General features: G+C 57.8%; 16 protein-coding genes. 13 read left to right on the plus strand and 3 right to left on the minus strand.

All coding sequences use genetic code 11. The features are described from left to right. Positions 1-6: 6 nt before the first annotated feature. From MW898_RS01865 to MW898_RS01895, 7 genes are all read left to right on the plus strand, one after another. Positions 7-1,722 (plus strand): glutamate--tRNA ligase, encoded by a 1,716-nt coding sequence (locus MW898_RS01865; RefSeq protein WP_248904036.1) that lies wholly within the window; start codon positions 7-9, stop codon positions 1,720-1,722. 123 nt (positions 1,723-1,845) lie between these two features. Beyond that, positions 1,846-2,175, plus strand: a complete 330-nt coding sequence (locus MW898_RS01870) for a 4Fe-4S dicluster domain-containing protein (protein ID WP_248904038.1) — start codon at positions 1,846-1,848, stop codon at positions 2,173-2,175. 166 nt (positions 2,176-2,341) lie between these two features. After that, complete coding sequence (locus MW898_RS01875; RefSeq protein ID WP_248904040.1) at positions 2,342-3,196, plus strand: electron transfer flavoprotein subunit beta/FixA family protein; 855 nt, start codon at positions 2,342-2,344, stop codon at positions 3,194-3,196. A 2-nt stretch (positions 3,197-3,198) separates the two neighbouring features. Continuing rightward, the gene (locus MW898_RS01880) at positions 3,199-4,899 is read left to right on the plus strand and encodes an electron transfer flavoprotein subunit alpha/FixB family protein (RefSeq protein ID WP_248904043.1); all 1,701 of its coding nucleotides are present in this window, start codon (positions 3,199-3,201) and stop codon (positions 4,897-4,899) included. Next, positions 4,895-6,565, plus strand: coding sequence for an FAD-binding protein (locus tag MW898_RS01885; RefSeq protein WP_368409158.1), 1,671 nt, complete (start codon positions 4,895-4,897; stop codon positions 6,563-6,565). The genes MW898_RS01880 and MW898_RS01885 overlap by 5 nt, the downstream gene beginning before the upstream one ends. Before the next feature lie 5 nt (positions 6,566-6,570). Next, on the plus strand, positions 6,571-6,984 hold the full coding sequence (locus MW898_RS01890) for a DUF8055 family protein (RefSeq protein ID WP_248904047.1): 414 nt from the start codon (positions 6,571-6,573) through the stop codon (positions 6,982-6,984). Between the two features lie 25 nt (positions 6,985-7,009). Continuing rightward, positions 7,010-7,741: a GNAT family N-acetyltransferase gene (locus tag MW898_RS01895; protein ID WP_248904049.1), complete on the plus strand. Its 732-nt coding sequence runs from the start codon at positions 7,010-7,012 to the stop codon at positions 7,739-7,741. A 22-nt stretch (positions 7,742-7,763) separates the two neighbouring features. Here MW898_RS01895 and MW898_RS01900 read toward each other — a convergent pair whose 3' ends face one another. Further along, positions 7,764-7,925, minus strand: coding sequence for a DUF8014 family protein (locus MW898_RS01900; protein ID WP_248904051.1), 162 nt, complete (start codon positions 7,923-7,925; stop codon positions 7,764-7,766). Positions 7,926-8,110: 185 nt separating this feature from the next. Between MW898_RS01900 and MW898_RS01905 the strand changes: the two genes are divergently transcribed. Further along, a complete protein-coding gene (locus MW898_RS01905) occupies positions 8,111-8,338 on the plus strand; it encodes a DUF8066 domain-containing protein (RefSeq protein WP_248904053.1) in 228 nt (75 codons plus the stop codon). A gap of 18 nt (positions 8,339-8,356) precedes the next feature. Here MW898_RS01905 and MW898_RS01910 read toward each other — a convergent pair whose 3' ends face one another. Together MW898_RS01910 and tmcA are read right to left on the minus strand one after the other, a co-directional pair. Further along, complete coding sequence (locus MW898_RS01910; protein ID WP_248904055.1) at positions 8,357-8,839, minus strand: DUF456 domain-containing protein; 483 nt, start codon at positions 8,837-8,839, stop codon at positions 8,357-8,359. Next, positions 8,832-11,060: a tRNA(Met) cytidine acetyltransferase TmcA gene (tmcA, locus tag MW898_RS01915; protein ID WP_248904056.1), complete on the minus strand. Its 2,229-nt coding sequence runs from the start codon at positions 11,058-11,060 to the stop codon at positions 8,832-8,834. Before tmcA ends, MW898_RS01910 begins: the two co-directional genes overlap by 8 nt. A 322-nt stretch (positions 11,061-11,382) precedes the next feature. On the opposite strand from tmcA, the gene rpl7ae reads away from it, so the two are divergent. From rpl7ae to MW898_RS01940, 5 genes are all read left to right on the plus strand, one after another. Further along, positions 11,383-11,745 carry a 50S ribosomal protein L7Ae gene (gene rpl7ae / locus MW898_RS01920; protein WP_248904058.1) on the plus strand — a complete coding sequence of 121 codons (363 nt, stop codon included), beginning with the start codon at positions 11,383-11,385 and terminating at the stop codon, positions 11,743-11,745. Beyond that, positions 11,746-11,967 carry a 30S ribosomal protein S28e gene (locus tag MW898_RS01925; RefSeq protein WP_248904061.1) on the plus strand — a complete coding sequence of 74 codons (222 nt, stop codon included), beginning with the start codon at positions 11,746-11,748 and terminating at the stop codon, positions 11,965-11,967. It abuts the gene before it with no gap. A 3-nt stretch (positions 11,968-11,970) separates the two neighbouring features. Next, entirely contained in the window at positions 11,971-12,348 is a 378-nt protein-coding gene (locus tag MW898_RS01930) for a 50S ribosomal protein L24e (protein ID WP_248904063.1), read from the plus strand. Then, positions 12,348-12,809 (plus strand): nucleoside-diphosphate kinase, encoded by a 462-nt coding sequence (gene ndk, locus MW898_RS01935; protein WP_248904065.1) that lies wholly within the window; start codon positions 12,348-12,350, stop codon positions 12,807-12,809. The genes MW898_RS01930 and ndk overlap by 1 nt, the downstream gene beginning before the upstream one ends. Positions 12,810-12,950: 141 nt before the next feature. Further along, on the plus strand, positions 12,951-13,094 hold the full coding sequence (locus MW898_RS01940) for a hypothetical protein (RefSeq protein WP_248904067.1): 144 nt from the start codon (positions 12,951-12,953) through the stop codon (positions 13,092-13,094). Positions 13,095-13,130 lie beyond the last annotated feature (36 nt).

Here is a 13,130-nt window from a genome sequence, read left to right on the forward strand (position 1 = left end):
ACACTCATGGACGACGATCTCAGAGAGCGTATCGAGCGCGAGGCGGAGACAAGCGCGCTCTACAACGCGCTGAAGCACGACAACGAGGCACAGGTCGGGGCAATCCTCGGGCCCCTCATGGGCGAAAATCCGGCGTTCAGAGAGCACGGAGATCAGGTTGCGGGCATTGTCGCTCCCGTCGTCGAGCGAGTCAATTCGCTCACATCGGCCGAACGCCGGGAGCAGCTCGCTGAACTCGACCCGGACCGTCTGGCAGAAATCGACGCCGAAGACGACGAACAAGATGAACAAACGCTTCCAGATCTCCCCAACACAGACGCGTACGACCAGATCCGGATGCGTCTCGCGCCCAACCCGAACGGGCCGTGGCACATCGGTAACGCACGGATGCCAGCGGTCATCGGGACGTACAAGGATCGCTACGACGGGTGGATGCTCTGTCGATTCGACGACACTGACCCGGTGACGAAGCGGCCTGATCTCGACGCATACGACGCTATTCTCGATGCCATCGACTATCTCGGATTCGAACCAGACGAAGTCATCCGTGCGTCCGATCGGCTCGAAACGTACTACGATCACGCACGTGAGCTCATCGAACTCGATGGAGCGTACACCTGCTCGTGTCCCGCAGAAGAGTTCTCCGAACTGAAGAATGCGGGGAACCCTTGTCCGCACCGAGACAAGGACCGAGCGACGATCAGCGAGGAATTCGAATCGATGGTGGCTGGTGAGTACGATCCGGGTGAGATGGTTCTGCGCGTTCGGACCGACATCGAGCACAAGAACCCGGCGCTGCGCGACTGGGCCGCATTCCGGATGATCGATACGCCACACCCCCGCGAGGAAGCCGCCGACTATCGGTGTTGGCCGATCCTCGATTTCCAAAGCGGCATCGACGACCACCTGACGGGAATCACGCACATCATCCGTGGCATCGATCTTCAGGACTCGGCACGACGCCAACAGTTCCTGTACGACTACTTCGGATGGGAGTACCCTGAAGTGATTCACTGGGGACACGTACAACTCGACGCCTACGACGTGAAGATGAGCACCTCGACGATCAAGGGGCTCATAGCGGAAGGCGAACTCGACGGCTGGGACGATCCTCGTGCGCCCACTCTCGCTAGCCTCCGACAGCGAGGGATTCGTGGTGACGCTATCGTCGCAGCGCTCACCGCCCTCGGTACCTCGACCAGCGATGTCGACGTAGCGATGTCGGCTATCTACGCCGAGAATCGAGAACGGATCGACGACAACACTGACCGTGCATTCTTCGTGCGCAATGGCGTCGAAAAGGTAGTTGTGGGCGGTCCTGATGCCGGTGAACCCCCTGTTCATCCCGACCACGAAGAACGCGGGACCCGTCACATTCCAGTCTCCGACGCTGTGCTCGTAGAACCGGACGATGTGCCAGCCAACGGCAAACGCGTCTGGCTAAAGGGGTACGGCTGTGTCCGGCACAACCGTGATGCATTCGAATTCACCGGCGACGGGATCGAAGCCGTTCGAGAGGATGACGTTCCCGTCATCCACTGGGTGCCCGCCGATGAAAACGTCCCACTGACGCTGCAGACGATGAACGGAGCCATCGAAGGACACGCCGAACCCGGCGTCAGGGAATACGCACCAGATGATCTCGTTCAGTTCGAACGCGTTGGCTTCGTCCGAATCGATGAAATGAACGACACCGGAATCGCGTATTTCACACACCCGTAGTATCCCCTACGGCGTCGACCGTTCGAAGGCTTCCATCGAATCAACTGCTCGAACGTCTTGCATTGAATCAATCACATTCGGGAACACTCTTAAGTACCTACCAGCGAGTCAATCTAGGTATCGATGCCCATAGACCCACAATTCGAACAAAACCGAGAAAACGTCGGACAAGAGAACGGCGTTGATGTCTGGGGACCAGTTGATCCGCCGGAAGAGCTCGGTATTCACGGGACCCACGTTGCCGTCGACTACGATATCTGCATCGGTGACGGAGCTTGCTTGGAGGATTGTCCGGTTGATGTCTTCACGTGGGTTGACACTCCAGATCACCCTGAAAGCGAAATCAAAGTCGAACCGACGCACGAGGCCCAGTGTATCGACTGCATGCTCTGTGTTGATGTCTGTCCCGTCGATGCTATCGATGTCGACCCCGGCCGCGCAGGCCGTATCTAAACTAACACGTCTCCATACATATTCAAGACGCTGAAAGTACGAACAGCGTCGTTCAGCACGCACCCATTATTTACATATTTGTATAGGGATAACAACATTTATGTGACACAACAAAAAGCTATTAGCCTCCCGTAGTACTCATACCAAGACAGGGAAACACATGCCAATGCACTCGATTGTTCTCACAAAAGGGGTTCCCGATTTCCGCGAGGGGCAGGTCTCGTTCGACGAGGACGGACACCTCGAACGGGGAAAGACCCCGACCGTTATGAACCCGAACGACAAGCACGCGCTCCGTGCAGCGCTTCAAACGAAGGTACGACACGGTGGGCGAGTCAGCGTGATGAGTATGGGACCACCAGGATACGGCGACGTGCTCGCAGAGGCGATGGACTCTGTGTACGCCGATGATCTCTACTTGCTTTCAGACCGCGAGCTAGCAGCCTCGGATACGTGGGCAACGGCGATCACGCTCAGCACGGGACTCGAAAAGCTCGGTGTTCCTGATCTCGTTTTGGCTGGCTTCAAAACCGCCGACGGTGAGACGGGTCACACCGGTCCACAGGCCTGCTGGGCGCTCGACATGCCCATGATCACCCACGTCATCGCACTCGACGTGGACGAAGAGGAGCGAGTAGTGCGGGCAAAGAGGCTCGTTGAAGGCGGCGTCGATGAGATCGAAACCGTCGAGGCACCGTTGCCCGCGTTCATCGTTGCCGATCCCGAGTTTGATCCGTCCTACCGGACTGCGGGCGAGCAATTGACGCTGAAAGATCTCCGAGCAAAAACGAAAGACCGAGCCGAACACTACGAGCACCATCTGACGACGTGGGATCACAGCGACCTGAATCTCGATCCGGATTACATCGGTCTCGATGGGTCGCCCACAATCGTTTCGTCAGTGGATCCGATTCCAAAGCCCCCCGCAGAGCGCGAGGCAACGATGGTCGATCCAACCGACGAGAGTGAGATGGGTAACGTGTTCGATACAATACAGCCGTTCGCGGCAGGGGGTGATTGATCGTGGCGGATCTCGACCCGAGCGAGTACACCATCTCCGAACTCGGCCCGGAACTGAAAGACATCGAGGATGTCGATGCACTTCAGACGATCCTCGAAGCCGAGAAAGACGGCAAAGACAGACAGGGCGCAAAGACGCTCATCGAGAGTCGAATCGAGAAGTTCACCGAGGACGAAGACGAGGTCGATGTCGACGAGCTCGATCCGTCGGAGCTGTCCACAGCTGAGCTAGGGAACGCACTGCAAGACATCGATGATGCTGAGGAACTCGAAGTACTCCTCGAAGCCGAGAAAAAGGGTAACGACCGCGATAGCGCAAAGCGGCTCATCGAGAGTCGGATCGATTCGGTTTCTGGTAGTGGTGAAGAAGAAGAAGTAAAAGAGGAAGAAGAACGACTCTCTCCCGAGGAGAAACACCCGGATCTCGACCACCCGACAGCGGATAAACGACACATTCGTGCGCTCGATGACGGAGCGTACCGCGACATGTGGGTCTACTGTGAGACGCAAGCAGGAGGGCTCATCGACGTCTCCAAAGAGATGGTGGGGAAATCCCGCCAGCTGATGGATGCGTACAACGAGGAGTATGACACGGACGAGCGCGTCGTTGCAGTACTCATCGGCGACGATGTCTCGGAGCTCTCAGAGGAGCTCATCGGCTACGGCGCTGACGTTGTCGTCCAGTACGAGGACGAACGGCTCTCGCGCTTCCGGCACAAACCGTACACGGAGATATTCGTGGATATGGCGCGGGCGGACGCCGATTGGCGCGAATATGACGAACCGCGCTACACCATCTTTCCAGCGACGAACAATGGCCGCGATCTTTCGGCGCAGGTACAAGCTGAACTCGATAGTGGATTAGCGAGCGACTGCTCTGGGCTCTACATCGAAGAGAGCGTCATCAGCAATCCAGTCAAAACTGGTCGTCCAGGCGAGAAGAAGACATTCGAGCGCGTCCTACACATGAAGCGCCCGGATTTCAGCGGCTTCGAATACTCGACCATTTTGTGTCTCGACAATCCGAATCGGGAGTTTCATCCACAGGGTGCGTCGGTCATCCCTGGTAGTTTCGACATTCCTGAGGTAAATTCCGAAAGAGACGGACAAATTATAACGCACGAAGTCGATCTCGATTCGGACTGGATGCGCGTGGATGTAATTGAGCACGATCGGCTCGATAGCGGTGTCGACCTCACAGACCACGACGTTATCGTCGCGCTCGGACGAGGAATCGGCGACGACCCGACCCTTGGGATGGAGCTCGGCGTAGAGCTTGCCAACACGTTCGAAGACGCCGCTGTCGGTGTCTCTCGTGGCATCGTCACCGGCTCGTACGACTTCGCAGGACATGTCGAGGACTACACAAGCGAAGAGCGCCAGATCGGTGAGACTGGGCAGGTCGTTGCGCCGGAGCTGTACATCGCTATTGGAATCAGCGGTGCCGTACAGCACAAGGTCGGAATGGACGAATCGGAGACGATCGTCACCATCAACACCGACCCTGATGCCCGTATTCGGGATTTCAGCGACTACTTCATCGAAGGCGATCTGTTCGAGGTTGTTCCACAGCTGACAGGAGCCCTGAAATCCGGTGAGCTGGACCTGAAAGCGGCTGCAGATGGTGGATCATCCGCGGACGCTGATGCGAACGAGCGGGCAGATCAAACGCCAGACGAAATGAAAGGTGAATCCGATGATTGATGATTACGAACACTACGAAGCTGTCGTTGTTGGTGCCGGCCCGGGCGGCGCAGCAGCGGCGGCGAAATTAGCAGATGAGGGTATCGAAACGCTCGTCCTCGAACGGGGGGTCGATGCGGGATCGAAGAATGTCTCTGGTGGACTCATTTACGCCGAAGAGTCTGCTCCCTACACAATCGACGATCTCTTTCCAGATTTCAGAGAGGAGGCCACAGAGCGACCGATTACTGAGTATTACCTCCAGAACATCGCTGGTGAGAAAGTCAAGGAGTTCGATCTCACGTCGTTACACGAACACGACACAGAGTGGTCTGACGCCGTTCTGCGACGTCCCATGGACTCGTGGCTCGCAGAGCGCGTTCACGAGCGGACGCGCGAAACTGGTGGCGGGTTGTTGACCGGAATCAGCGTCAACGGGCTCCTTCGGAACGAGGGCCAGATCATCGGCGTCACGTGCGACGAGATCGACCCCATCCGAGCGGACATCATCGTGGCTGCTGATGGAGTGAACAGTGAACTCGCACGGGACTCTGGTCTCATGGACTGGGAGAAACCAGACGAATGGTTCCAGGGTGTCAAAGCAGTCGTCGACATGCCCGATGGGAGCATCGAAGAGCGCTTTGGCATTGGGCCAAACGAGGGTATTGCCCACCTCTTCTCTGGCAATCTGTTCGATGACGTTCGCGGTGGTGGATTCCTGTACACCAACACGGACACGCTGTCGATCGGAGCCGTCTTCCACCTCGACAGCCTCGTTGCCGAGCAAGCAGAGCCACACGAACTACTCAATGGGTTGCTCACCCACCCACTACTCGGACAGTGGATCGACGATGAGTGTGACGAAATCGAGTACTCGGCGAAGCTCGTTCCCGATTCGAAGAAGGTGGCTCACACTTCCCCCCACCGCGACCGACTTGTCCTCGTCGGCGACGCTGGAGGACAGATGCAGGCACAGGGTCCGATCATCAAAGGGATGAATCACGCAGTGACGGCCGGGGCACTGGCTGCCGAGTCGTTCGCAGAGGCAAAAAGACGAAACAACACCGATTCGGCTGGCAGACGCTACGAGCGGAAGCTTCAGGACAGCGGCGTGATGGGGAAACTCCGACCCAAGCGCTACGAGATGATGCGACCGATCGGCGAACGAGAAGACATGACGAGCGTGGTCGACCGACTCCTCACGTCGCCCATCGGTCGCATCGGTGTTCGAGCAATGGACACAGCCGGTCTATTACAACGGCTGTACAGCTCACCGTTCATGTCGATGGCGGCTCCAGACACCAAAACACCGTACGTCACGCTCCCGACGATGATCGCAGAGGAGCTCGGAACGCGGGTTCAAGAACGGAACACGATTGTACCACCGAGCCTCGAAGAACGCATCGGCGACCTAACCTACGACACCGACGTTGGAAATCCACACATCAAGCTGCTCGATAACTCGGCCGAGGCAAGTGGTGCCGCTGTTTCCGCCTGTCCCGTCAGCGCCACAGACTTCGGTGGTGGCTGCTACCGTGAGGAGACAATCCAAACGAATGGCGGACAGAAACAAGTCGTCAGCTTGGATACACAGCCGTGTGTCGAATGTGGTACCTGTGCTATCGTCGCAGAGACTGAATGGGAACACCCCCGAGGTGGGAAGGGCGTCGAGTTCAAACACGGCTGACGGCGATGGAGTCCTCCAACTCGGATTCGGATTCGAACTCTGCGTACTACGATCGGATCGTTGCGCTGGCTGACGAGGCTCGGTGCGATCGGGAGGCGTTCGAGCCGCCAGCGACGCCTGACGAAGAGCGAGCGATGGAGTATCTCCAGACTGGTGTTGGTCCAACTGTTGGGCTCTATATCGAAGCACGTACTGCAGATGAACCGGTCCGATTCTCTCCCGACGAGATGGCGCTCCTCGAACGCGCGATGAACGATTGGTTGGCTCTCTACGCTCGGTGTTACGATGTCGCGCTCGATCCCGAGTTCACCGTCCGTGAGGCTGCAGAACTACTCATAGACACTCACAACATCACGGATACAGCGCAGTTGCTGACGAAGGTACCCATGTGTTCAGACGAAATCAGCACGAATGATTAAGTAGTGAGGTGTGATATTATTAATCATGCAGTTCTCGGACGAACTCGAGTTCACTCACCGTGATCGGAAAGACGTATACGAGTACGTCGAGCGATACGGGAGCGTCGGGTACGAAAAAGCGCGTGCGGGACTCGACATGGAACCGGCTGCGTTTGGCCATCACGTAGCGATTTTGAAACGAGACGGGATCATCGAACAGCACGACGATACGCTCACGATTTCCTTCGAGAGCGGAGGGAAAGAGCAGTTCTCGGAGGATGGTGTCGAATTCGTGATTCGACAAGCCCGTGAGGACGATCTCACTGGACTCGTGGGGGCTATCCGCGAGGCAATCACCGATAAGACGTACATTGTCGCCGAAAACATCGCCGACATCATCGACCACGAGAACGTGTTGCTCCGGCACAACGATCTCGAATCTCGAGTGTTTTTCGTCGCCACCGTCAACGGTGATGTTGTTGGATGGGTGCACCTCACGTCACCCGAAATCGAAAAGTTGGGCCACACTGCCGAACTCACTGTTGGCGTTATTGAGGCGTACCGCGGCCACGGAATCGGGAGCCACCTCCTCCAGCGCGGACTGGAGTGGGCGAACGAAAACGGCTACGAAAAAGTGTGCAACAGCGTTCCGTCGACGAACGAGGACGCCATTGCGTTCCTCGACCGTCATGGCTGGGAAACCGAGGCGGTGCGCGAGAAGCATTACAAGATCGATAACGAATATCTCGACGAGGTGATGATGGCCGTTAATCTGTAACGAGCACAAGTGATTGGTGCTATCAGCGCCAGTCCTCCTCGGCCCCTTCGAGTGGTTCAGCGACGACGCCGTCTTGTTGTGCAAGCGCGCGGGCGTGGGCTGTGCAAACGTCCTTGTTCTTCGTCCACGGGATGTGAAGACGAACGGCTGCACCGTTCTCACAATCGTTCTCTTCGCACTGCATGGGTTCTGTTGTTCGTCGAGCCTAACAGACGTTCTGCACTCTCGCTCGTGCGATCCGGCGTCACTTTCGAGGAATGACACATTCCTGATCGTGCTCTCTTTGTAGCCCACCGAAATCTTGTTCGTGTCCAACGACCGCCATTATCTGTCGCAACTATTTTATCAAACGCCATCTATGAAGCTGACATGTCTGGATGGTCCCCTCCATCACTCTCTCGTGAGTGGCGCATCGGAATCGCTCTTTTCTACGTGTTCTTGTTCGTTTATTTTTTCGTCTTCCTTCAGCAGCTCCTCCTTGGCATTTTGATCGGCGCTCTGATCGGTTTGTGCTACATTTTGTGGCGATTCCTCATCGCAACCGAAGCAATTGCCGATGCCCTCCATCGCATTGCTCATCAGCGAGAACAAAGCTGAGACAGCGTCGGTGCCACCCTAGACGAAGACAGCAATCACGAACATCACGAGCATGCAGACCGTGAGCAGCACCTGTGCCACAGTCGAAGCGATGACACCGACCGTTGCGTACAGCGCTGCTTTTCCACCTGTCTTGGCGTCGCGGTGACGGTAGTATTCGGCGAGGAAGACGGTGCCTCCAATGCCGATAAGCAGGCCAATTGGTCCCGTAACGAACAGCAATACGAATCCAACGACCACCGCCAGACCGGTTGTGAAAAGCGAGGCACCGCCAGCGCGGGCGGTGATCGCGCCACCGAAGTAATCCGCGATGAACGCAGTGAGGCCGATAGTGGTGAGTACGAAGACCCAGAGCATGCCGGGATCAGTGAATCCGGTCGACCACCAATACAGGTAGACTCCAGTCAGCGACAGCAACGCCCCCGGAAGCAGCGGGAGGACGCTCCCGGCAATACCGCCGACGAGCATTGCAAGCGCGAGCAGCGTCAGTAGCTCACTCATCGTACCACCGCCGTTCGTCGGCCGCCGCTTGAGTACCGTACAGATCGACCAACGGTTGGAGCGCACGTCCCAGTGCCCGCCGGCACGCACTCGATGACATCTCCATCGCCTCTGCGACCTCGTCCCACGAGTGTGCCTGCAACACCCGGCGGACGAGGAGTCGTTCTTCGCGGGCAGAGAGCACATCGGCTGTGGGATCACTCAGCGTTGTGAGCACCAGTCGTCGGAACGGGCCGGGGTGCATATCGAACTGGCCGGGACCGAACGCAGCACTCACGATGAGTTGCCACTCCCTATCGGTCAGTTCGAGCACAGCGGGCCCGTCGGTTGCTGCCAGCGCAGCTCGAACGATGTCGGGATCGAGGTCTGTGAGTGTATCCGAGAGCATTCCGCCGATCCGCTCTCGGAACCACCGTGTGTGGCGTTCGAACAGCGCTGACTCACCCACCGGTCGGAGCATCGCCGCACTGTGTTCACCGCTCGTCTCGTTTCTCGTTGTCGAGAGATGCACCGTCCGATAGCCGTTCTCACGCCAGAATCGGAGGAGTTCGGGAGTCGTTCCGTAGGCGACGCCGAACCAGTCGATCTGCTCGAATTCGGCGTGAATCTCGTCTAACAAGCGTGATCCGAGCCCGCGCGAGCGCACTGCTGGATGGGTAGCGATGCGCATTACTCTCATTCCTGTTGTGGCTGTTGCGTCGGGGTCGCGCAGCTGTCCCGTGAGCAGGTCTGGGAGCATATTTCCGCGAATGCGGTCTCCAGCGTACGCCGCTGTTCGCGTCTCGCGTGACAGCCCACCCTCACGGGCGAGGAGTGCGACCGAGACGATGCGTCCCCCGTGTGTCAGCGCTCGAATCGAGAGATTCGGAGCATCAAGAAGTCGGACGAGGTCATCCGGCTCAGTTCGATAATGTGCGAGCACGAGCAGCCCGAACAGCTCCCTGAGCCGATGCTCGTCGTTGATGAGAGCCTCGGCTGTCGGTCGCTCGTACTCGATGGTTTCGGATCGTGCGTCGGTCACCAGCTCTTTGACGGCTGGCCGGGCGTCGAGCAACAGCGTCCGAAACGCCCAGCGCTCGATCGGATCTGTTGTGGCGTATCGAATGGGTCTTCGGAGTGTACACTCGGTCACATCGAGGTCGCTTTCTGCCAGTCGGTCACGAAAGCGCACCGAAAACCCTCGCCCAGCACCTTCATAGCCGTGGATGGTGGTCGCGAACACGACAGGTGTGGGCGTGAGAAACTGTTCGAGAAGTGCGACCGAAAGCGCAGCAGCCTCATCGACGATGACCGCATCCGGCTTCTCAGACTCTTCTCTCAGTGCGTCGGTTGCGCTGGCCGGTGGTTTGAAATACACTCGTCCACCAGCATTTGAGCGAACGACGGTTTCCTCAGTTGCTGACAGCGCGTCGAGTTGCTCTAACAACTCCCGAGCGCGGGTAAACACCGCTCGTGTGCCGACGAACGTTGGCGCGGTCACGAGAACGTCGCGGCCATCAACAGCGAGTGCGCCCGCAGCAAGACCAGCGGCACTCGACTTCCCTCGTCCCCGGTCAGCTTCGATAACGGTGGCACGAGCCGGCTCACGAAGCCGTTCGAGCGTCCGAACGGCCCGCAGCTGGTCGGCGGTCAAACAGGACTGGTAGGCGGCGCTTGGAAACGATCGATTCGATTCGGACGGTGGTGTCGGGTGGAATGTCCCGTCTGCTGGTTCCGGGTCGGTTAGTCCGTCTCGTTCGATGCGCTGGGTATCCACGTCGACGATGGCAATTCCCTCGTGAGCACGGAGGAGGGCGATCAACCGACGTCGGAAGTTTCTCGTTACGTCAGTATCCTCACTGGGCGGGACAGCGAGGGTTTCGTCGAATTGATCGTGTTGGTCGGGCCACGCATCGAGTGGCGGTGCAAGCAGGATCAACAGCCCGCCTCCATCGACCGCACCAACCACACGACCAATGGTGTTCGGACGACACTCCTCGTGAGCATCGAAAACGATGCATTCACGAGTCGTTCCGAGTAATGCGTCCGATTTCTTGGGTCGGTAGTGCTCACACTCCTTGAGAGTACGGTGCCCAACGAGAACAGCATCGGCTGCGAGCGTATCGAGAACAGTCGAAACAGCGTCGAGACAAGTCTCATGCGTGCCTGTGAGAACGAGGAGTCGCCGCTCGTTCGCGCGGCGAGCCTCATCGCGGAGCGACTGCACGAGATCCACGAGCATACGCCGAGAACGATCCACAAAAGCAAGCCTTCTCCGGTCTTCGATAGCGTAGTCTTCGCATCGGTACTGGCAAATAACGGACGGTGTACGAGCTGTGTGGTGGTCACACACGGTCGCATGCGTTCGGAAGCGCTTTTATGGACGGCTACAGTAAACCGGGATACAGCCCGTGTGGGGTTGATGATACTCCCAGCCAAGGACAACTCGCCGACGCAGGTCGGCAGTGGACGCTGGAGAACAATACACGAACCGGCTATCGGTGTGTTCTCGTTCGTCCACGAGGCGGGGGAGTGCGAGCCCACGCGCGGGGAGAATATCAACAATGTCAGTCTACGTAGATTTCGACGTTCCGGCAGATCTTGCAGAAGACGCCATCGAGGCGCTTCAGGTCGCCCGGGACACAGGTTCGGTAAAGAAAGGAACGAACGAAACGACGAAAGCAGTCGAGCGCGGCAACGCTGAGTTGGTGTACATCGCAGAAGATGTCCAACCCGAGGAAGTTGTCATGCATATCCCCGAACTGTGCGATGAGAAGGATATCTCGTACGTCTTCGTCGAAACACAGGACGACATCGGCCACGCAGCTGGTCTCGAAGTTGGTAGCGCAGCTGCTGCCCTCATCGACGCAGGCGAGGCCGAGGGTGATGTCGACGACATCACCGCCAAACTCGGAGAACTCAGGTAAATGAGCGCGGAAAATCAGGAGGGTGCGACGGCAGCCGAGGTCGTCGAAGTTGTCGGAAAAACCGGCATGCACGGCGAGGCAATGCAGGTCAAATGTCGCATCCGATCCGGCGAAAACCAAGGTCGAATCATCACACGAAACGTCCTCGGTCCGGTCCGCGAAGGAGACATCCTACAGCTCCGTGAGACCGCCCGCGAAGCAGACGCTATCGGAGGCCAGTAACGAATGCCGACGACACGAATTTGCGATTTCAGCGGCGACGAAATCGAACCCGGAACGGGCATCATGTACGTCCGAAACGACGGCACCGTCCTGCATTTCAAAGATTCGAAATGCGAGAAAAACTACTTCCTCGGTCGAGAGGCCCGAAGCCTCGAATGGACCGAGTCCGGTCGACGCGAAGGTGGCGACAACACGCAAGCCGAGTCGGAGTCGGAGACGGAATCGGACACTGAGAGCTCCGATGTGGTCCCCGATCTCGAACGGGCTGAGACAGCTGACACTGGCGTTGAAGGCGAGCCCGGCGCCGCCGACCAGCCAGATGAGGACGACGTCGAGACGAGTGAGGAGTCTGAAGACGACGAGAACGAGGATGACGAGTAATGGCTCGTGAGCGCACCTTCGTGATGGCCAAGCCCGACGCTGTTCAGCGCGGACTCATTGGTGAGATCGTCTCTCGGATCGAAGAACGTGGACTGAAGCTCGTTGGTGGGAAGTTCATGCAGATCGATGACGAACTCGCCCGCGACCACTACGGCGAACACGTCGATAAGCCCTTTTTCGACGACTTGACGACGTTCATCACGTCGGGTCCCGTCTTTGCGATGGTCTGGGAGGGACAAGACGCAACGCGACAGGTCCGCCAGATGATGGGCGAGACCGACCCTGCCGACGCCGCACCCGGCACGATCCGTGGTGATTACGCGCTGGACCTCGGGAGAAACGTGATTCACGGCTCCGATCACGAAGACCCCGGCGCAAACGAGCGCGAAATCGATCTGTTCTTCGATGAGGAAGAACTCCTCGACTACGAACGGATCGATGGCGAGTGGCTCTACGAGTGACCCGTCGATCTCTTCGGTGAGGAGTTCTTAGCGGGAGTTGACATTCATAGCTCGAAGCGTCGTTTACATCGATGTAAACAACCGAGAAAAGCTGTTCTAAGCGCTATCGTTGATCCGTCTGTTTGTGAACAGCGGCGCATCATGGTCGACCCGAACGAAATGACCAGCGGGATTGACGTCTCCGTCGCACTCCATGCTCAGCAGTTTGATGACCCACGCTTCGTGTTCAATTACGTCTTGGTGGATGTGCTGTGCTCTGTCGTGGATACGCCGGCACAGAAATGAGCATGTGACCGAAACGAACTTCGGCCGATTTAGTCA

The sequence above is a fragment of the Halocatena marina genome, from assembly GCF_023276375.1.
Lineage (GTDB): Archaea > Halobacteriota > Halobacteria > Halobacteriales > Haloarculaceae > Halocatena > Halocatena marina.